At 66.9% G+C, this 19,481-nt stretch carries 16 protein-coding genes and 2 pseudogenes; 6 read left to right on the top strand and 12 right to left on the bottom strand.

Features of this window, described 5'->3' with window-relative positions:
• Positions 1-8 precede the first annotated feature (8 nt).
• Both AC3IYJ_RS37895 and AC3IYJ_RS37890 read left to right on the top strand, forming a co-directional pair.
• Positions 9-647, top strand: a pseudogene (locus tag AC3IYJ_RS37895) (ISAzo13 family transposase); the annotation flags it as partial.
• A 6-nt stretch (positions 648-653) separates the two neighbouring features.
• Positions 654-1,133 (top strand): helix-turn-helix domain-containing protein, encoded by a 480-nt coding sequence (locus AC3IYJ_RS37890; protein WP_489403048.1) that lies wholly within the window; start codon positions 654-656, stop codon positions 1,131-1,133.
• Positions 1,134-1,338: 205 nt separating this feature from the next.
• Here AC3IYJ_RS37890 and AC3IYJ_RS37885 read toward each other — a convergent pair.
• A pseudogene (locus tag AC3IYJ_RS37885) lies at positions 1,339-1,464 on the bottom strand (IS5/IS1182 family transposase); the annotation flags it as partial.
• 54 nt (positions 1,465-1,518) lie between these two features.
• A complete protein-coding gene (locus AC3IYJ_RS37880; RefSeq protein ID WP_489399046.1) occupies positions 1,519-1,683 on the bottom strand; it encodes a hypothetical protein in 165 nt (54 codons plus the stop codon).
• A gap of 195 nt (positions 1,684-1,878) precedes the next feature.
• On the opposite strand from AC3IYJ_RS37880, the gene AC3IYJ_RS37875 reads away from it, so the two are divergent.
• The 4 genes from AC3IYJ_RS37875 to AC3IYJ_RS37860 all read left to right on the top strand — a co-directional run bounded on the left by AC3IYJ_RS37875 (position 1,879) and on the right by AC3IYJ_RS37860 (position 8,610).
• On the top strand, positions 1,879-5,706 hold the full coding sequence (locus AC3IYJ_RS37875; RefSeq protein WP_489399045.1) for a HEAT repeat domain-containing protein: 3,828 nt from the start codon (positions 1,879-1,881) through the stop codon (positions 5,704-5,706).
• A 1,028-nt stretch (positions 5,707-6,734) separates the two neighbouring features.
• Complete coding sequence (locus tag AC3IYJ_RS37870; protein WP_489399044.1) at positions 6,735-7,238, top strand: hypothetical protein; 504 nt, start codon at positions 6,735-6,737, stop codon at positions 7,236-7,238.
• Positions 7,239-7,544: 306 nt separating this feature from the next.
• Complete coding sequence (locus AC3IYJ_RS37865; RefSeq protein ID WP_489399043.1) at positions 7,545-8,342, top strand: hypothetical protein; 798 nt, start codon at positions 7,545-7,547, stop codon at positions 8,340-8,342.
• 52 nt (positions 8,343-8,394) lie between these two features.
• Positions 8,395-8,610 carry a hypothetical protein gene (locus tag AC3IYJ_RS37860; RefSeq protein WP_489399042.1) on the top strand — a complete coding sequence of 72 codons (216 nt, stop codon included), beginning with the start codon at positions 8,395-8,397 and terminating at the stop codon, positions 8,608-8,610.
• A 54-nt stretch (positions 8,611-8,664) separates the two neighbouring features.
• Here AC3IYJ_RS37860 and AC3IYJ_RS37855 read toward each other — a convergent pair whose 3' ends face one another.
• The 10 genes from AC3IYJ_RS37855 to AC3IYJ_RS37810 all read right to left on the bottom strand — a co-directional run bounded on the left by AC3IYJ_RS37855 (position 8,665) and on the right by AC3IYJ_RS37810 (position 19,444).
• The gene (locus AC3IYJ_RS37855; protein ID WP_489399041.1) at positions 8,665-9,537 is read right to left on the bottom strand and encodes an aldo/keto reductase; all 873 of its coding nucleotides are present in this window, start codon (positions 9,535-9,537) and stop codon (positions 8,665-8,667) included.
• Between the two features lie 147 nt (positions 9,538-9,684).
• Positions 9,685-10,836 carry a CynX/NimT family MFS transporter gene (locus AC3IYJ_RS37850; RefSeq protein ID WP_489399040.1) on the bottom strand — a complete coding sequence of 384 codons (1,152 nt, stop codon included), beginning with the start codon at positions 10,834-10,836 and terminating at the stop codon, positions 9,685-9,687.
• 77 nt (positions 10,837-10,913) lie between these two features.
• Entirely contained in the window at positions 10,914-12,122 is a 1,209-nt protein-coding gene (gene metK, locus AC3IYJ_RS37845; RefSeq protein WP_489399039.1) for a methionine adenosyltransferase, read from the bottom strand.
• A 183-nt stretch (positions 12,123-12,305) separates the two neighbouring features.
• Entirely contained in the window at positions 12,306-13,127 is an 822-nt protein-coding gene (locus AC3IYJ_RS37840; protein WP_489399038.1) for an arginase family protein, read from the bottom strand.
• A complete protein-coding gene (locus tag AC3IYJ_RS37835; protein ID WP_489399037.1) occupies positions 13,127-14,368 on the bottom strand; it encodes a hypothetical protein in 1,242 nt (413 codons plus the stop codon). The genes AC3IYJ_RS37840 and AC3IYJ_RS37835 overlap by 1 nt, the downstream gene beginning before the upstream one ends.
• Positions 14,365-15,051 carry a methyltransferase gene (locus AC3IYJ_RS37830; protein WP_489399036.1) on the bottom strand — a complete coding sequence of 229 codons (687 nt, stop codon included), beginning with the start codon at positions 15,049-15,051 and terminating at the stop codon, positions 14,365-14,367. The genes AC3IYJ_RS37835 and AC3IYJ_RS37830 overlap by 4 nt, the downstream gene beginning before the upstream one ends.
• 149 nt (positions 15,052-15,200) lie before the next feature.
• Positions 15,201-16,106 (bottom strand): ABC transporter permease, encoded by a 906-nt coding sequence (locus AC3IYJ_RS37825; protein ID WP_489399035.1) that lies wholly within the window; start codon positions 16,104-16,106, stop codon positions 15,201-15,203.
• Positions 16,093-16,911 (bottom strand): ABC transporter ATP-binding protein, encoded by an 819-nt coding sequence (locus AC3IYJ_RS37820; RefSeq protein WP_489399034.1) that lies wholly within the window; start codon positions 16,909-16,911, stop codon positions 16,093-16,095. The genes AC3IYJ_RS37825 and AC3IYJ_RS37820 overlap by 14 nt, the downstream gene beginning before the upstream one ends.
• A 62-nt stretch (positions 16,912-16,973) precedes the next feature.
• Positions 16,974-18,131 (bottom strand): aliphatic sulfonate ABC transporter substrate-binding protein, encoded by a 1,158-nt coding sequence (locus AC3IYJ_RS37815; protein WP_489399033.1) that lies wholly within the window; start codon positions 18,129-18,131, stop codon positions 16,974-16,976.
• On the bottom strand, positions 18,131-19,444 hold the full coding sequence (locus AC3IYJ_RS37810; protein ID WP_489399032.1) for a sulfate adenylyltransferase subunit 1: 1,314 nt from the start codon (positions 19,442-19,444) through the stop codon (positions 18,131-18,133). Before AC3IYJ_RS37810 ends, AC3IYJ_RS37815 begins: the two co-directional genes overlap by 1 nt.
• Between the last annotated feature and the right edge of the window lie 37 nt (positions 19,445-19,481).

The raw sequence follows: 19,481 nt of genomic DNA, 5'->3' as shown, positions 1-19,481 counted from the left end.
TCACGGGGAAACTTCAGGAACTGGTCGGCCCATTCAAGAACAACGGCCGTGAGTGGGAGCCGAGAGGCGAGCCGGTGCGAGTCGACACCCACGACTTCCCCGACCGCGAGCTGGGCAGAGCAGTGCCCTACGGCATCTACGACGTCGCCGCGAACACCGGCTGGGTCAACGTGGGCACCGACCACGACACCGCCGCGTTCGCCGTCGAATCGATCCGCCGTTGGTGGAACGCCACCGGACGGGCCACCTACCCGACGGCCGGCCGACTGCTGATCACCGCCGACGCGGGCGGCTCCAACGGCTATCGCACCCGCACCTGGAAGACCGAACTTGCCAGGTTTGCTGCCGAGGCCGGCATGACGGTCACCGTCTGCCACCTGCCTCCCGGCACTTCCAAGTGGAACCGGATCGAGCACCGGCTGTTCTCCCACATCACCATGAACTGGCGTGGAAGGCCGCTGACCAGCCACGAAGTCATCGTCGAGAGCATCGCGGCGACCACGACCAAAACCGGCCTGACCGTGCACGCCGAACTCGACACCAACCCCTACCCCACCGGCATCCAGGTCAGCGACGACGAGATCGCCGCCCTGCCGATCACCCGGCACCGCTTCCACGGCGACTGGAACTACACCCTCCACCCCCAGCATCCGATGGACGCGGCGACGACCGAGAACACGTCAGTCCAGGCCCCGGCGAACAGACCGCCTCGCCTCACACGGTGTTCACTGCAGGACCCAGAACTGACCGGGATGACCCGCCAACAACTCAGCGAGCTCATCGCCACGCTGACTCCAGCGCTGGAACTTCAACGCGAGCAAGTGCTCCGAACACGTCGCGGTCACGAGCGTCTGATGGCCCCTGGCGCAGGTGCCAAAGCCAAGCTCACCCCAGCCGACCGGGTCCTGGCCACCGTGCTCCACCTGCGGAAACTCGCGACCATGGACCTACTCGGCCAACTCTTCGACGTCACCGCCATGACCATCAGCCGCGCGAAACAGGAGGTCCGACCACTCCTGGAAGCACACGGTCACCACATCACCCCCTCTACCGCCCGCCTTCGCACACCAGCCGACGTCGCAACGTTCCTCGCTCCCGACTCCACCCAGACCAAGGTCAAAACGACGAGTTAAAGATCTGCACGCCCTTAGTGCTGTGGCCGGAAAGGTTTGCCGGGTCGCGGCGTTCGGTGCGGCGCATCGCAAGGCGGAGGGCCGCGGCTCGTACTGGACGTACTTGCGTGGTCCGACAACGCCGGGGCACCTCCCAGCGGTAGCTGGAAGAGAGGTGCCGCGCCGGGCTCCGCGACCCGGCAAACCCTTCCGGCCACAGCACTGGCATCGGAGCGAGCCGTCGCATCGTGAGGTTCGTGCGGTAGTACACCGCCACCGACAGGACCCGGTCGGTCCGCAAGCCCGTCAACGTCTCCGCCCTCACCGGCTCAGCCCGCAACACCCCACCCATGCAGGAGAAATCCCGAACGCCAAGGCTTCTGCAGCACCCTGTGGGCCTGGATCGTCACCGGCGTCCTCGAAGTCCCCGTACGCATGCCGCGACAGCGTGCAGGATGCTGGCGCGGTCCTGCGAGGGGGTGTCCTTCAGTGCCAGTGCGGTAATGGTCACCAGGGCGATCGCAAGGATCGCGAGCCCGGCCAGGGGCACCGCCGCCAACCAGATGTCCATGTGTCAGTCCTTTCCCGAGCAGCCTCGACCGCCCCGAACGGGGTAGCCACGAGAACCTTCTCCAGGACCCTCGGAGGTCGGCCATGGATACCGGATCGCCGGATTTCCTGCCGCAAGCCGGCAGGTCGCGGGACCATGGTCCTGGGGGCGCCGGATCGGTCGGATCGGAACAGCACCCGGGTGGGGAGGCAGGAAGTGAGCGCGAGGAACGAGCACGCGGGACGGCAGGCGCTGGCGCAGAAGCTCGGGCAGCTCGGGAAGGCGCTGCACGCGAAGCGGAAGACGGAGAAGGCCCTGATCGAGGAGGTCAACCGGCGCCGACGCAAAGCCGCAGGCCTTCCGGAAGCCAAACCCTGCCTACGGCCCTACAAGGAAGGCGGCGACCTGCGCTCCTCGACGGTCAACGGCTGGTTCCCCAAGCAGAAGACGGGCTCGAAGGAACCAACCGTGCCGCAGCACTTCGAGGAGCTGTGGTCCGTGGTCGGCGTGATGCTCGAATGGATCAGCGGCAAGGACAAGCGGTACGTGGAGGGCACGTTCCGCCCCACCTGGGCGCAGCTCCATGAGGATGCCCAGCGCTGGACCGGCATGGACGAGGAGGTACGTGGCTACCTTGAAGCCGCCCGGAAGTCCGCTGATGACCACCCGTACCTGGACCTTCCCGAACCGCCGTCCTTGACCAAGGTCTACGTCCGCCAGCGCAGCCACCCCGCGGCCCGGGACGGGCACGCCGTGCCGGGCGACGGCTCTGCCGGCGGAAGGAGCAGTACGGGCCTCGCTGCTTCTTCCGAACCGGCCGAAGCGGTCTTCCGGACAGCCGACCGGGTGAGCGTGCTCATCGCCGGCCCCGGAACCGGCAAGTCCACGCTGCTGCGCGCGCGGCTGCGCGACGCGGCGGGTGAACTGCTCGACGACACGCGCAACGCCGGGAAGACCGGTTCCGCCGTCCCGGTACAGGTGAGCGCACACGCCCTTGCCGGAAAGGAAAAGCAGGTACCCGACGTGCTCGCCGCCGCCACCGGAAGGCTCAGCGGGTTCGGACGGCACCCGGGACTGACCCGGGACCGCTTCCTTCGACGACCGTGGAGCGGCGCGCACTGGCAGCTCCTCGTCGACGGCCTCGATGAGCTCCCCAATGCGGAGGAGCGGCGAGCCGTGCTGGAGAAGCTGGCCAACGCCGTCGAGACGGACCCGCCCCTGTACCGGTGCGTCGTAGCAACCCGCCCTCTGGCGGAGGGCGAACTGGACGTCCTCGACCGCGTCCTCGGTCTGAAGGCGCCGCACTACGAACTGCAGCCCTTCACACCTCACGACCTGCACACCTACATGGGGAAGTACTTCAGCACCCGCTGGCCGCAACAAGAAGCGATCCACCGCGCCAGCCACTTCGCCGGTGCGCTCCGCAGCGCCTCCTTGGACGAGACGGCCCGTACCCCTCTGATGGCCTTCATGTTGTGCCGGCTCTACCTCGCCAGGCCCGAGCGCCCTCTGCCAGAAGGCCGTACCGCGGTGTACGAAGCATTCACCGACCTGGTCTACGAGAACAATCGGAGCAAGGACGTTGCGAAGAGCCACGAAGAGTCGATCAAGCTCCTCGTGGAACACGTCCAGAGTCCGCGGGCGCGCAAGGAAGCCGAAGCCGCCGCGCGGCACGCCCACGAACGGCTGCTCGAGCTGATCAACCACCTGGCCTACCGGAGGCTTTCGGACCACAAGACCCCGGTGGCGGAGGCTCTGGCCTCACACGAAGCAGCCGTGCAACGCCCCGACAAGATCCGTCCAGAGCGCTGGGAGGCGTTCTTGGAGAACCTTCTCCTGCACACCGGACTACTGGTCCACGGTGCCGACGGTCTCGGCTTCCCCCACCAGACCTTCCTCGAATACCACGCCGCGGCGGAACTCCGGCACCGGCTCACCATCGAGTGCAGCCTGACGGGGGATGCCCTCATCCACGAGGTGTACGGCAAACACTGGGCCGACCCCACTTGGCATGAGACCCTCGTCCTTGTCGCGGGCATGGTCGAACCACGCCTCGCAGGCGAGATCGTCGACCACCTCCTCGCGGCCGATCCGCTGTGGTTCATTCCGCTGCGCGGGTCGTTCGCGGGCGAGACGCCACACCACATCATGCTCGCCGCTCGGTGCCTCGGCGAGGTCCGCGATCCCGGCAAGCTGCGCGCCCAGTGTTCCGCCGTCGTCAACGCGGTGATCGCACTGATCGAGCACGTGGTCGCCGCTGAGGTTTCCCCGGCTTCTCCGGTCATCCGCGCGATCGAGGAGGCGCTGCCGCCTGTACTCCGCCGACTGGGCGCACGCGACTCCGCCGTCCGTAGGCGTTACCACGACTGGTACCGGGTCCGCGGCCAGTTCCTGCACGTTACGAGGATGGGGGAGGATTTCGTCTGGATTCAGGTTCCGCCAGTCGCGCGGGTCGGCGCCGCGCTGCTGGGCGACCACGGCGAGTTCCGCCGGAGCCTGGTCGGTCAGGCGGTCTTCGGCTCCGCGCCCGCCGACCGGGAGGAGGCGCTGCGCGCTCTCATCCAGGAGTGGCCTGACGATCCGCAGGTCGGCGGCCTGCTCCGCGAGTTCGCCGAGACAGATCCTGACGGAGACGTCAGGAGAGGCTCGCTGGAGCTGTTCGCAATGACCCGTCACCAGGACCGGTCCACCGGAGACTGGCTGCGGAGATGCCTCACCGTCCACGACCGTTACCTACGGCAGGGGGCGCTGGCTGCGCTCGCCGACGGCTGGCGCAACGAGCCCAAAACGTTCGCCGTGGTACGCCGGTCCGCGACCGATGACCTCGACCACTCGGTCCGCCTCAGCGCGGTGAAATCCATCGCGTCCGGCTGGCCGCGCAACCCGGACGCTGCGGCCGTGGTACGCGACCGGGCCGCCCGCGATCCCGACCCGCATCTGCGATGCAGGGCGTTCGACATCCTCGTAGAGGGCTGGCCCGACGATCCGCAGACCCTGGAGCTGCTGCGCTCGGTCACCGCTGATACCGGAAGCGAGGAATGGGTGCGAGGGGCCGCGCAACGGGCGCTCGCCCGTACCGAGCCCCGACCGGTCGGCCCTGCCCCAGCCCGGCCGATGTCTCGGCCCGCCGCGGAGGATCCGCGACATGCCGCGTTGAAGCCCCTCGTCATCGACCGGCGCACCGATGAGCAGACCCCCGTACTGCTGCGCGAACTGGCCGAAGCCCACCCCGACGACACGGTCCGGGTGGCTGCGGTGCGGGCACTGGCCACGGAATGGCACACCCGTCGTCCAACGCTGCCGTGGCTGTGCGAGCTCGCTGCCGCCGGCGACGCGAGCGAGCCGGTGAGGCAGGCCGCACTGTGGGCCGTCTACTCCGTCTGGCCCGACCATCCCGACGCCAGGGCACTGCTACGCAGCGTCGCAAAAGGCAAGGGCCAGTCCAAAGCCCGTGAGGTGGCCGTCCTCGCCCTCGCCGCCGGCTGGCGCGACGACCCGGAAACCGGGGCGCTGCTTCGCGGACTCGCGGTTGACGGCAAGGCATCGTTCGTACGCGCGGCGGCGGTACGGACGCTCGGTGCCGGCTGGTGCGACCACCCCGACACCGTCGAGCTGTTGCGTGAGAGGGCCGAGAACGATCCCGAGGTCTACGTCCGTGGGGCCGCCGTCCAGGCCCTCGTCACAAACCGTCGCACCCCGCAGACCGCCGCCCTGCTCCGCCGGCTCGCCTTCGACGACCCCGACGACTACTTGCGCGCAGTCGCCATCCACTACTTGGCGGCGGGCTGGCGCAACCCCGAGGTCGGCGACCTGCTCCGGCGAATCGTCACCGGCCAAACCGACCCGATCAGCCGGGGCGCTGCAATCCGGGCACTGGCCGGCGGCTGGCGCGACGACCCCGTCACCGAGGAGCTCCTCCGCGAGCGGGCCGCCGACGACTCCGACTGGAGCCTGCAGCAGGCGGCCGTGATGGCACTCGCCGCACGCTGGCCTCATGACCCGGAGATCCAGGCCCTCGCCGACCGCCTCTCCGACGCCTGGTAGCGCTCAGGACCCGACGGGCTGTCGGTTCGGGTGAGGGGTCGAGGACGCGGTACGGAGTCACCCTCCTTCGGAGATCGGTTGTCGACGGCCAAGGCCCACCGGCGCCTGGTCGTGACCCCGACGAGGGTGACGTCGCCGGTCATGTGGTTGGCGTACTTGCGACGCCGCTCCGGTGGCCAGGATTGTCCTGATGGCGGTTCGGTCCGGTGGAAGGCCGATGTCGTCGAACCACGACGTGACGAGGTGGGTGTATCGCCAGCACACGTCACGGTCGGCGAGAGCTTCCAGTTTGCAGTGCTGTGCCGGAGTCAGCCTGGTCGGTGTTGCCGACGCACCCGGGTGCGAGGGCGGCGCAGACACCGATGGCGGGATCGGAGTCGGCATCAGATTGGTGGTGGCGCGTTCGTGGCGGTCGGCGCCCGCGTAGAGCAGCCGACGGAGGGTCTGGGTGGTTCCGGGGGGGTCGACCGGCCGGCTCCGGAGATTGAAGGAGCGCGGCGGTGGCGCTGAGGGCGGCCGCGCGGACGGCGGAGGCCGGTGCCAGGAGGTGGGCTGAAACGGCGTCGTGAACCGTGCCGCGGACGGCCCGGACCGCATCGGTGACGCACGGATCATTGCCGTCCTCCTCGTCGGCGGTCTCACCGTATGCGGCTGAATCCGCGATCTGGCCCAGCCACTCCAGCAAGGCGGCTCGCAGCAGCCGAGGTCGATCGTCCCAGGCCGAGTAGTTTTCGTGACAGACCAGGGTTCGGGGGTCGTTCAACAGCCTCGCCCCGGCGCGGTTCCAGCCCGACGCGATCTCGGCCAGGCCGAATCCAACCGGCCCGAGGGGGCCATCCGGCCAATTGTCTGGCATGCCCCTGACATTTCAAGGTCCTTGTGACACGTTCCGTCCGCGCCCCGATCCTGGCGCACAGCCCTCCCCCGGCCATCCCCCGCGGTATCCCCGCCCCGCCAACCGGGTGCACGCAGGCGCGGCCCACCCAGGCCTCGCTCTACCCCACAAGGACGTGTCAAAGAGGAGCGACATGATGAAGTTCTCGACATGGACGGGCATCACCGCCCTGGCGGCCGCGCTGGTCGTCGGCGGATCGACGGCGGCGGTGGCCCTGGGCCCCACGGCCGACCAGCGAGTGGACGGCGTCATCGTGGTCTCGGGCAACACCTGTAGCTGGACCAATGCCCGTACGAGTGCCAACCCACCGAGCGCCCTGACCGTCGACCGCACCAGCATCAACGCCCCCGGCGGCAACTTGGCCTGCAGCGGGGGCATCACCGCGAGCCTGAACAACAACCCCGCCTTCACCTTCGACGACGCCAACGGCACCGCGAAGACGGACGCCATCGACATCTCGGGCAAGCAGAGCTTCGTGTCCTGTCGCTTCAAGGCCACGAACATCTCCTGGAAGCGCGACGGCTCGACCCGCAAGTACGTCAACCAGCCCTTTACGGCGACCAAGGTGTCGGGGAGCTTCCTGTGCCCCGGCTCCGTCACGACCAACGCGGGCGAGGCCTCCATGCTGTTCCACTGATCCGCGCGCGCCGCAGCCCCGCACCGGGCTGCGGCGCACCCGCCCGAATCGAAGAAACGATTGTGCACACGACGGGCGAAAAGACGGCGCACAGCGACAGGTGGCGGAGGAAGTCCACCTGTTCGGATGACATCGGCCCGCGTCCGTAGGCACATCCTCGTGATTCGGACCACCCTTCGGCGAGGCTCGTCGGCGTCTGACAGACACCCCCGAGTCGAAAGGCCGGCAACGCCCATGTTGATCGTCCAACTCGCCCTCGTATCAGAGACTCAGACCAGTCAGATCAGCCCATCGCAACTGAACCGCGTGGCAGCCGCTCTCCAAAAACAGGCCACCCGCGACTTCAGCCCGCTCTGGCAGGTCGAAGCGACCGTGGACGCCTTCGACCGGCTCGAAGACGTTCCGGTCGGATACTGGCCGCTCATCGTGGTCGACGACGTCCCCGACGCGGCAGGCTTCCACACCGACGAGAACGGACAGCCGTTCTCCCTGATCGAGTTCGGCGACAGCTGGTCGCTGACGGCAAGTCACGAAATGCTGGAAATGTGCGCCGACCCCTTCGGGAACCGCCTCGTGTCCGGCAAGTCTCCCCACCCGGACCAGGGCGTGGTCGAGTTCCTCGTCGAGGTCTCGGATCCCTCGGAGGCCGCAGAGTTCGGCTACACCGTCAACGGCCTGCTCGTCTCGGACTTCTTCACTCCCAGGTTCTACGATCCGGTCACCACCGAAGGCGTCCGCTACAGCTTCGGCGGTCACATCACGAAGCCTCGGCAAGTGCTGCGAGGCGGGTACATCAGCTGGCGCGAGCCGGTCTCGAACGAGTGGTGGCAGCAGACCTGGTTCAAGGGCCCGGAGCCGAAGTTCCGCAAGCTGGGGCCCCTGACGGGCAGCGGCAGCCTCCGAGCGGCCATCGATGCCAAGACCAAGACCGTCAGTCGCCTCGCCGCCAGCGGTCCCACCTCGAAGCCGTACAGCGCCGCGCGGGCCCTCACGGCCCTGGCCAAGGAGTCCACCACCGCACGGGCTGAAGCGTGGCGTGGCGAGATCGGGCGCCTGAGGGTCGCGAATACTGCGGCAATGGCCTGGAAGGGGAAGAAGAGTTGACGGCATCCATCACCGAGTACGGCCTTCGGCCCGCCTGGCAGGGAGGCCTGGCGTGAGCGATGACGCCCAGCAGCGCAAGGACCGCGCGGAGAAGTTGCGCCAGAGGATCCGGCGGCCGGCGGACGGCTCGCCGGGATCGACCCCGGCGGACGGTGAGCCGCCGCAAGGAGAGAGCCTGAAGGACCGCGTCGAGCGCCGCATGCGGGAGCTCGACGAAGCCGACCGCAATGGGCGCCCTTCCCCCTCGGACGACACGAACACGCCCTGATCGACCGGCGCCTCCGGGAGAAGGCGGGCAGACACGGCCGCCTCCTCCCGGACCTCAGCGGACTATGTCCGCCCTGCGTGACGGCGTCGCGTGGGCGACTGCCTGGCGGTCGAGGCGGTCGAGGCGGACCGGATCCAGGTGAAGACGGGCCGCCGCGAGGTTTTCCTCCAGGTGGTCGATTCGGGAAGTGCCCGGGATCGGGAGAATGACCGGAGAGTGGTGAAGGAGCCATGCGAGGGAGACCTGGGCGGGGGTGGCGTCGAGTTCAGCCGCCACTGCGGTGATCTCGGACGACGCCTCCGACGTCGCTGAGGCGACCGGCCGCCACGGCAGGAACGCGATCCCCGCCTCTTCGCACGCGGCGAGCACAGGCTCGTGCTCGCGGTCGAGGAGGCTGTACCGGTTCTGCACGCTCGCGACATCGACGATCTCCCGCGCCCGGGCCAGCTCCGTGACAGTGACCTCGGACAGCCCGATCCGTCCGACCTTGCCTTCAATCTGGAGTTCCCGCAGGGCACCGAGCTGGTCCGCAAGGACGACCTCCGGATCGATGCGGTGCAGCTGGAGCAGCTCGATCCGCTCGACGCGCAGTCGACGGAGGGCGTGTTCGACCTGACCGCGCAGGACATCCGGCCGGGCGTCGAGCTTCCACCCGGCCGAGGAGGCCGATCGGGCGACACCGACCTTGGTGGTGACGAGCAGCCCGTCCACGTACGGATGCAAGGCCTCGGCGAGCAGCTCCTCGTTGGCTCCCCATCCGTACATGTGGGCGGTATCGATCAGTGTCACGCCGAGCTCGACGGCCCGACGGGCAACTGCGAGAGAGGCCTCGCGTGCGGGACCCGGATCCGTCGGCAGCCGCATGGCTCCGAACCCGAGCCGCCGTACCTCTAGATCCCCACCGATGCGAAATATGGTCGACGTCATGCTGTTTCCGCCCTCTCGATCAAGGGCCAACGCCAACAGCGCGGTTGACCCTGGGCGATCCGAAGAGGCTCGCCCGTCGCTGACACGGACGACGGTCCGGCGCATACAACGCCGCCACATCCGCAGGGGGTCAGGGCCCGTCACCGATCAAGGTGGGAGGATGCCGGTCACGTGTCGGTCACGCGCGGCACCGAGGCCGGCCACCACTTGGGGGATCAGCAGGGCGAGCAGGACCGTCAGCGGCTGCTGCCAGCTGTCCGAGGCATCGTGGATCGCACCAAGCACGGTGGGTCCCGTGGCCCCGAGGATGAAGCCGAAGCACTGTGCCATGCTGGACAGTTGGGTAGCGTGCCGAGTGTCGGGGGCCCGCTGGACGATGCAGAGGAGTGCCAGGCCGAGGGCCGATCCCTGGCCGAGTCCGAGCAGTGTCATCCAGAGGTAGGTGCTGGCGGTCGGCGCGGTGAGCACACCGACGAGACCGAGTGCGGTCAGAACGGCGCTGAGCGCGGACAGTGGGCCCGAGCCGATGCGCCGGCCAACGACGGCAGGGGCGAGGAAGGATCCCGTGATGCCGAGGAGCGAGGAAAAGGAGAGCATCCAGCCCGCTCGTTCCGGGCCGAGGCCGGCGTCGATGAGGATGGTGGGCAACCAGGCGGCGGCCGCATAGTAGTTGAATGTCTGCAGGCCCATGTATGCAGTCACCTGCCAGGCCAGCGGTGAGCGCCAGAGCCCGCGCACCGGGTGATTGGCCGCCGGTGCCTTGTCAAAGCCGATCCGCGAGTGCGAGCGGAACCGAAGCAGCCACACCAGGACTGCGATCAGTGCCGCTATCCCCCAGAATGCCTGCGTGGCCTGCCAGGTCAGATCCAGGGCCCGCTGCAGGGGCAGGGTTGCGCCGGCCGCGAGTGCGGCCCCGCCGAACAGCGACATCGAGTAGAGCCCGGCCATCAGTCCGGTCCTGCTCGGGAAGTCCCGTTTGATGAGGGCGGGTAGCAGCCCATTGGCCACCCCGATGCCTACGCCTATGACGATGGTCCCGGCGAACAAGGCCACGACCGTATCCACCAGCCGCAGCGCCGTACCGGCGCAGACCAGCGTCATCATGCCGAGTAGTGAACGCTCCATTCCGAGCCGTCTGCCGAGTTTCGGTGCGATCGGCGCGAAGAGCCCGAAGCAGAGCAGCGGCAGGGCGGTGAGCAGGCTGGCCGATACGGCCGACATGCCATTGTGCGCGCGAATCGTGTCGACGAGCGGGAAGACGGTGACGAGCGCGGGCCGAAGGTTGAGAGCAATGAGCACCACCTGGAGGGCGAGGAGAAGTGTGCTCCGGCTCGAACGGGGCGTTCGGGTGGCTCCTTCTACGGCACTGCTCTCCTTCACAGGCCAACGGCGGCGCGCAGAGCATCGATGCGGTCGGTGCGTTCCCAGGTGAAGTCGGGGAGTTCGCGGCCGAAGTGGCCGTAGGCGGCGGTCTGGGCGTAGATCGGGCGCAGCAGGTCGAGGTCGCGGATGATGGCGGCCGGGCGGAGGTCGAAGACCTCGCCGATGGCCTCCTCGATGGCATCGGTGGGCACGGTGTGGGTGCCGAAGGTTTCGACGAAGAGACCGACGGGTTCGGCCTTGCCGATCGCGTAGGCGACCTGGACCTCGCAGCGCGAGGCGAGGCCCGCGGCGACGACGTTCTTGGCGACCCAGCGCATGGCGTACGCGGCGGAACGGTCGACCTTGGACGGGTCCTTGCCCGAGAAGGCGCCGCCACCGTGACGGGCCATGCCGCCGTACGTGTCGATGATGATCTTGCGGCCGGTCAGACCGGCGTCGCCCATCGGGCCGCCGATCTCGAAGCGCCCGGTCGGGTTGACCAGGAGGCGGTAGCCCTCGGTGTCGAGCTTGATGCCGTCCTCGACGAGCTGCGCCAGCACGTACTCCACGACGAACTCGCGGATGTCGGGGGCGAGCAGCGTGCCCAGGTCGACGTTGGAGGCATGCTGCGAGGAGACCACGACCGTATTGAGGCGGACCGGCCGGTTGCTGCGGTACTCGATGGTGACCTGGGTCTTGCCGTCGGGGCGAAGGTAGGGGATCGTCCCGTTCTTGCGGACCTCCGAGAGGCGGCGGGAGAGCCGGTGCGCGAGGTGGATCGGGAGCGGCATCAGCTCGGGGGTCTCGTCGCAGGCGTAGCCGAACATCAGGCCCTGGTCGCCCGCGCCCTGCTTGTCGAGCTCGTCCTCGTCGCCCTCGACCCGGGTCTCGTAGGCCGTGTCGACGCCTTGCGCGATGTCCGGGGACTGCGCGCCGATGGACACCATCACCCCGCAGGATGCGCCGTCGAAACCCTTACGTGAAGAGTCGTAGCCGATGTTCACCACGGTCTCGCGGACCAGACTCGGAATGTCGACGTACGCCGTGGTGGTGACTTCGCCGGCGATGTGCACCAGACCAGTGGTGATCAGGGTCTCCACGGCAACCCGGGCTTGGGGGTCCTGGCTCAGTAGCGCGTCCAGGATCGCATCACTGATCTGGTCGGCGATCTTGTCTGGGTGGCCTTCGGTCACGGATTCCGAGGTGAACAGAGATGTTGACATGGCGATCCTTGTGATGTGAGGAGCAGTGCTGCTCGGTTACGTTTCCGCGGTTTCAGCAGCCCTGGATACGACCCGTCGCGTGCATGGCCGCGTCCATGCACGGTCGGCGCCGTCGACTTGCCTTGCCTTGCCTTCCGGTCCCGGACCGGCCGCGCTGCCTCGATTTCCGTTCCTGACTTCCGCTCATCCGGCTTCCGACAGCAATTCCAGCAGGGCGAGGCAGGCTTGGGCTGTTCTGTTGTCCTTGTCCTGCTCTTCATGCCAACCGGATACGGACACTGCAACGATCCGATGCCTGCGCAAACCGCGGAAGAGTCCCGCGATTTCACCATAGGACGGGCCGGATTTGACGTGATACTTCAGCGCGGGCAGTTCGACCTCGGCATCCATCACGTCGGTATCGAGGTGCAGGTAGAGAGTCTGCTCCGGTGGCAGGTTCTCCAGGATCTCGCTGATCCCGCAACAGAGGATTTCAGAGCCGTGCAACGCCTCGCTCTCGCCTGGATCGAGATCGCGTGCGTCGGACAGAATGATCTGCCGTTCCGGATAGGGCTGGACGCCGATCGCGGTCCGCATCGCTGTGACGGCCGCGCAGTCTTCCGTGTCCCCGTCGTTCCGTCCCACCATCATGGCCAGTGGCATTCCACCGAGGTACTGCGTCTGTGTGGTGGCCCAGGTGTGGAAGTCTCCGTGTGCGTCGAGCCACAGGATGCGGTCGGGTGACCGGTCTGCCTGTTGCAGGCCGGCCAGCACGCCGAGGGCGGACAAGCAGTCGCCGGCGATGCTGAGCGGTACGTCGCCGCCCTCCACCGTCTCGCGCACAAGGTCGGCCAGACGCGCATAGATACGGCCCATACGACTCATCTGCTCGTGCCGGTGCACGAGTCGAGCCTCCGTGAAAGCCGGATCGTCCAGCACGGCCCAGGGTGCGTTGTCCAGGTCGCAGACGCGGGCCAGGCCATCACGGCGCTGACCGATCAGGTAAGGCACGAGCAGGCGGCGCATCAGAGCCAGCTCCCCGGGTCCATGCTGTACCCCAGTCCTTCCATCATGGCGTGCACTTCCGGACGCTGCCCCAGTGCCAGCAGCGGCTCGCGGCGCTTGTGCCAACGTTGTGGTGACGGCTGCTCGGTAGCCATGGTGATGGGTAGGGACGGCACCGATCCCATGGGTGACAGGCCCAGATGGGACGTGATCCTCTCCATTTCGGCAGCGGGATCCGCCAGGAAGCTCTCGAAAGCGACACCAAGGGTCTGAATACCGCTGGTCAAGATACTCCGGTGGCAGGTCATCCATTGGTTCAGGCAGACTTCTCCCAGGCTGGCAGCAGTGAAATCACACCAATTCATCGGCAGGTCGAATTTCCACCAGCGATACCCGAAGGGCACACAGTCGGAATACCCCCGGATCTCCAGCTTCTTTTCGGTACCTGCCAGATCGTGAGCGAAGAAGGCAATCGGTGAAAGCCAGCCGTCCATCAGGCCGTTCACGGCCTGCGCATAGCCGCGGGTCAGGTGTACGTAGCGAATGTCCGCGTTCGGGAACAGCTGCTCGTAGATGCCGATGCGGTAGGCGTCGGACGGCGTCTTGAACAGCAGCGTCTTGCTGTCCGCATCGGCACCGGTAAAGGGGCGGCGATAAAGCGACGGCAGGACAAAGGGTGGCTCTTCGATCTTGGCCACTTCATCGAATGGCCGGTTCAGCGCAGGCCCGAGGTTTCCGTCATAGTAGTCGATGCGCCACGGATAGTCCCAGTGGACGGCAGTCAGTACGGCCTTCTGCAGGGCGCTCTCCGAGTGCTCGTGATGACTCGAATGCACATGGGGCAGGACGTCATCGAGCACGTCAAGCAGCCGCCGATATTCCGCCTGCTGGGAGAACACCGCAGGGAACTGCAGGAGAATACGCCTGACCCAGCGCAGCTTCAATTGGGGCAGCGACATGGGCTCACCGGCGGCCACAGTGAGGCCGTCGAATATATGATCCGCCAGTGCGTCCGGGGCGGCCAGTCGCACGATCGCATCGCTATCGGAATTATGGCCGAATCCATTCCCGGTCAGAGCCAGGAACGGCTCCAGCTCGCCGTCCAGTGCGGCAATCTCGGGATGCGAGGCGAGTACGCTCTTGAGCAGGCTGGACCCGGACCTGGAACTCGTCAGGATCACCGCCACGCTGCGCACACGCGTCCGCAGCGCCGATGGCGTAGCTGCACAGAGCGAATTCACGGTGCGCAGCAGCTCATTCATGCGGGACCGTCCTGCCCAGCACGCTGAATGAGATAGGCGTAGAAGGTCCTCTGCTTGGCCTTGTCCGCCGTCTTTTCTGCGAGCAGTCGCATCGAGAAGCCGGCCTCCTGGGCCAGACGCTCGACTTCACCGAGAGACCCGAAGCTCGCATGCGAGAAGTAGATGCGTCCCCCGGGGTTCAGATACTTGTCCACTTCCTTGAAGAAGGTTGCATTGGTCCGGAAGTCCGTATCCCACGTGGAACGTTCCACCAGATCGGACGCCGGCTTGTCCCGGAACGGGAGATTCGCCGTTATCACATCAAACTGCTCGTCGCCCACCTTCTCGAACAGATCGGACTGGCGCACTTCCATCACATTTTCGAAACCGTGCTGCCTCGCGTTGAAGGTGGCACTTCGGATGGCATCCGGATTAACATCCACCGCCAGCACCCGCCCGGCTCCCTTATAGGCAGAGAAGACTCCGATAACGCCCGACCCTGTGCCCACATCGAGAACGCTTCCACCTTTCTCCACCCTGAGATTGAGAACCAGTGGGTGGCTGTCCGTGTACGGCCAGAAGGTGTTCGGGAAAACCCAGAAATCCTTTCCTAGATAGCGGACAGATCGCCCCTCCACGGGAACCGACCTGAAGCCTTCTTGGCGACTGATGTGCCAGCGATCGATGCCCGAAACGTCAGCCACAGGGTCAGAGTGCATGCTGATCACCTCACGGATATGCTGCGTACATCACAGCGAGCTCGACGGATTTCAATGTATGAAATCCCGAATGGAACGACAAGCCAAATTTCGAGAATATTTGGATCCGATATCCCGAAACTCTCATGGCCCTGTCAGGCCTTTGGGCGGAGACCGCGAGCGCGGAGCATCCTGAACTCCAGGGGCCTGAAGATCGATAGATCGATAGCAATACCAACGATCAAGATCAGAAGAATTGCCAGAAATACACCGGGCATGTCGATGTTGTTGCGGCCGTTCTCCAGTAGCTGACCGAGCCCCAGCCCGAGATCTGGCGATGAGGCGATGATCTCGGCCGCCATCAGCGAGCGCCAGGAGAACGCCCACCCCTGCTTCAAACCCGCCAAATATCCAGGTAATGATGCCGGCATGACGATGTACCAGGTCTCCCGAAGACCCGTCGCACCCATCGTCCGTCCCGCTCGCAGGAAGAGTGGTGGGACCTGGTCGAAGCCGGAAATGAGGCCGTTGGCGATTGATGGCACCGCACCGAGCAGAATCACCATGTACATCATCGAGTCGTTCAGACCCAGCCAGAGCACGGCGGGCGGTACCCAGGCCACTGACGGCATTGACTGCAGACCGGACAGAACCGGCCCGATAGCCGGCCTCAGGAGCCTCATCCGGGCGACGATCAGACCGAGCAGCGTGCCGATCGCGAGCGCGACCAGGAAACCGAGCAGCCCCCGCGAGGTGCTGGTCCAGATGATGTCGAACAGGGAACCCCGCCGCCACAGCTCCTGAAGACTCGACCAGACCGAGGACGGCGAGGGAAGTTGGGTCTCCTCGGCAACGCCCGCCCATAGCAGTCCCTGCCAGACCAGCAGGACCAGCGCTATCGCCGTAACGGGGGGCAGGACAACTTTGAGCAGGGCTTCACGCGCTGGGGCACGGTGGACAGCGACCGCGTCGAGCGCATCCAGGCCTGCCTCGAACCCGTCGAGGTCTTGCTTTGCATGTCTGTCGTGAGCGTCCACCTTCCTGGTGTCAGTGCTGGCCATGGCGGCGGATCTCCCCACGCAGGTGTTCAGTGATCTCGAGGGACAGTTCCGCGACGTCGGCGTCTTCGATGCGGCGGGGCTGGGGGATGCCGACGGTCCATTCCTTGGCGATCCGGCCGGGCCGGGAGGAGAGGAGGACGACGCGCTGGGCGAGGCGGACGGCTTCGCGGACGTTGTGGGTGACGAAGAGGACGGAGAGGCTGCCCGCGGCGGAGCCGCTGGTGTTCGCAGCGGCCCAGATGCGGGTGAGTTCGCCGTGCAGGACGTCGCGGGTGATGGCGTCCAGGGCTCCGAACGGCTCGTCCATGAGGAGGAGTCGGCTGTCCTGGGCGAGGGCGCGGGCGAGGGCGACGCGCTGGCGCATGCCGCCGGACAGTTCGTGGACACGCTTGCCGTGGGAGCCGGCGAGGCGGACGAGTTCCAGGAGGCGTTCGGCTTCGGGCTTGCGGTCGGCTTTGGCGACTCCGCGCAGGCGCAGGGCGAGTTCGATGTTCTTGCCGGCGGTGAGCCAGGGGAACAGGGCGTGTTCCTGGAACATCAGGGCCGGACGGCCACCGGGGGTCTCGATCGACCCGATGGAGGGCTTGTCGAGTCCGGCGACGAGGTTGAGGAGGGTGGACTTTCCGCAGCCGGAGGCGCCCAGGATGGTGACGAACTCGCCGGGAGCGACATCGAGGCTGATGTCGTCCAGGACGAGCTGCGATCCGGCCGGGCCGGAGAAGGACTTCGAGACGTGCTCGATCCGAGCGGCGTACTGGTGCTCCGCCACGGTGCCCTCACCGGCCTCGGTGACTGTGGTGACCATCGTCTTCACCTCCTGGGGGTTACTGGATTACGGGGGTTGTGGGGATTGCGGGGGTTGCGGGGTTACTTGGTGCCGAGGCCGGCGTCGGAGACTTCGGGCTTGCCTGCGGCCTTGAGGACCTTGTTCAGGAGCGTGAGGTCGTAGATCCCGGCGAGTTGGGGCTGCTCGATGAGCTTGGCCTTGACCGCCCAGTCCGACTCGGTCTTCAGGGTGGAGGCGAGGGGGTCGTCGGTGACCAGGATGGAGGTCCAGGCGGGGTCGATGACCTTCGCGTCGAGGGCCTTGCCGCTGTCGGCGGCGAGCTTGGCGTTGGCGGAGGCCTTGGCCTTGTCGGGGTTGGCGTTGATCCACTCGTTGGTCTTCACGGTGCCCTTGAGCACGGCCTCGACGACGTCCGCGTGTTCCTTGAGGAACTTCTGCGACACGATGATGTTCGTGATCACGAACTTCTTGTCGGGCCACAGGGAGGTCTCGTCGAGGAGGACGGAGCCGCCGTCGGAGACGAGCTTGGAGGCGGTGGGCTCCGGCACCCAGGCGCCGTCGATGGAGCCCTGCTTGAACGCGTCGGGGGTGACCTTGTTGTCGGTGCGCACGACGGAGACGTCGCCCTTGCCGGACTCCGGATCGACGTTCCAGCCCTTCTCCGCGATCCAGTTGAGGAACGCGACGTCCTGCGTGTTGCCCTTCTGGGGGGTGGCGATCTTCTTGCCCTTGAGGTCGTCCAGGGTCTTGATCTTGTCCGGGTTGACGACGAGCTTGACGCCGCCGGAGGCGGATCCGGAGATGATCCGCAGGTTGGAGCCCTTGGACTTGACGTAGCCGTTGATCGACGGGGAGGGGCCGATGAACCCGATGTCGAGAGAACCGCCGTTGAGGGCTTCGATCTCGGAGGGTCCGGCGTTGAAGGTCTGCGGCTTGACCGTGGTGCCGCCCAGCTCCTTCTGGATCAGCCCCTCCTGCAGACCCACCAGCGCCGTGGCGTGAGTCAGGTTCGGGAAGTAACCGATACGGACCTCCGAAGCCGACAACGGCTTTCCGGTGGCGGCGGAGGAACTGCCCGTCGCGGGGGCGTCCTTCTTCGCCTCCGAGCCGTAGCCGCACGAGGCGAGCGCGCCAGTCAGGAGGGAGAGACCGATGAAGAAGGCGATGCCTTTGCGGGTATTCCGAAGAGGCGCATATCTGTGGAGCCATCCGGCGCACGTGCGGTCTTCGTATGTCATCACGTACATCGCGCCACCGGGTTCTGGGCGGGGGTGAAGGATTCGCCGGCCATGCCGGCTGCCAGGGTTGTGCCGTCGGTGGGGTCGATGAGGAGGAAGGATCCGGTGGGGCGTGAGTCGGCGTAGGAGTCGAGGGCGAGGGGTTCGGCGGTTCGGATGACGACGCGGCCGATGTCGTTGGCCACGAGCTGTCCGGGGTTGGGGTGCTGGGACAGGTCGTCCAGGGTCAGTCGGGAGGGGATTTCCTTGACGATGGCCTTGACCGTGCGGGTGGTGTGCTTGATGAGTACCTGGGCGCCGGTGTTCAGTGGCTGGTCGGCGACGTGGCAGACCGTTGCGACGACGTCCTGTGTGGTGGCGGGGGCGTTGGTGGAGGGGGCGATGAGGTCGCCGCGTGAGATGTCGATGTCGTCCCGCAGGTGCAGGGTCACCGACTGGGGGGCCCAGGCGGTGGCCACGCCGTGGCCGAGTGCGTCGATGCTCTCGATAACGGAGGTGCGGCCGGACGGCAGCACGGTGACGGCCTCGCCGACGTGCAGGACGCCGGAGGCGATCTGGCCGGCGTAGCCGCGGTAGTCGGGGTGTTCGGCGGTCTGCGGACGGATCACGTACTGCACCGGGAAACGCGCCGGGCAGGTGGTCAGGTCGTGGCTGACCGGGACGGTCTCGAGGTGTTCCAGGACGGTGGGGCCGCCGTACCAGTCCATGTGTGCGGAGGGCTCGACCACGTTGTCGCCGGCCAGTGCGGAGATCGGGATCGCGGTGATCTCCGGGACGCCCAGGTCCGAGGCGTACGCGGTGAACTCCTCCGCGATCTTCGCGAAGACGGCTTCCTCGTAGCCGACCAGGTCCATCTTGTTGACGGCCAGGACCACGTGCGGGACGCGCAGCAGCGCGGCTACGGCGGCGTGGCGGCGGGTCTGTTCGATGACGCCGTTGCGGGCGTCGACGAGGACGACTGCGAGGTCGGCGGTGGAGGCGCCGGTGACCATGTTGCGGGTGTACTGCACGTGCCCGGGGGTGTCGGCCAGGATGAACCGGCGCCGGGTGGTGGCGAAGTAGCGGTAGGCCACGTCGATGGTGATGCCCTGCTCGCGCTCGGCGCGCAGGCCGTCGGTGAGCAACGCCAGGTCGGGCGTGTCCCGACCGCGGTCGGCCGAGACCCGCTCGACCGCCTCCAGCTGGTCGGTGAAGAGCGACTTGGAGTCGTGGAGCAGTCGTCCGACCAGGGTGGACTTGCCGTCGTCGACGGAACCGGCGGTCACGAAGCGCAGCAGAGCGACAGGTGTGCCGGGCTGCTCGGCCGGCGTCATCAGAGTGCCTTCTGCTGCATTGCGTAGCAGCTGCCGG

The organism is Streptomyces sp. GL_140 (genome assembly GCF_057834465.1).
Note: the sequence above shows the minus strand (reverse complement) of the source record. Positions and strands in the feature narration are given on the sequence as shown.

Excerpts from the sequence above, each read along its gene's own strand:
- AC3IYJ_RS37890 (WP_489403048.1), top strand. The coding sequence starts at position 654 with ATGGACGCGGCGACGACCGAGAACACGTCAGTCCAGGCCCCGGCGAAC.
- AC3IYJ_RS37880 (WP_489399046.1), bottom strand. The coding sequence starts at position 1,683 with ATGGACATCTGGTTGGCGGCGGTGCCCCTGGCCGGGCTCGCGATCCTT.
- AC3IYJ_RS37870 (WP_489399044.1), top strand. The coding sequence starts at position 6,735 with ATGATGAAGTTCTCGACATGGACGGGCATCACCGCCCTGGCGGCCGCG.
- AC3IYJ_RS37855 (WP_489399041.1), bottom strand. The coding sequence starts at position 9,537 with ATGACGTCGACCATATTTCGCATCGGTGGGGATCTAGAGGTACGGCGG.
- metK (WP_489399039.1), bottom strand. The coding sequence starts at position 12,122 with ATGTCAACATCTCTGTTCACCTCGGAATCCGTGACCGAAGGCCACCCA.
- AC3IYJ_RS37840 (WP_489399038.1), bottom strand. The coding sequence starts at position 13,127 with ATGCGCCGCCTGCTCGTGCCTTACCTGATCGGTCAGCGCCGTGATGGC.
- AC3IYJ_RS37835 (WP_489399037.1), bottom strand. The coding sequence starts at position 14,368 with ATGAATGAGCTGCTGCGCACCGTGAATTCGCTCTGTGCAGCTACGCCA.
- AC3IYJ_RS37825 (WP_489399035.1), bottom strand. The coding sequence starts at position 16,106 with ATGGCCAGCACTGACACCAGGAAGGTGGACGCTCACGACAGACATGCA.
- AC3IYJ_RS37820 (WP_489399034.1), bottom strand. The coding sequence starts at position 16,911 with ATGGTCACCACAGTCACCGAGGCCGGTGAGGGCACCGTGGCGGAGCAC.
- AC3IYJ_RS37815 (WP_489399033.1), bottom strand. The coding sequence starts at position 18,131 with ATGACATACGAAGACCGCACGTGCGCCGGATGGCTCCACAGATATGCG.
- AC3IYJ_RS37810 (WP_489399032.1), bottom strand. The coding sequence starts at position 19,444 with ATGACGCCGGCCGAGCAGCCCGGCACACCTGTCGCTCTGCTGCGCTTC.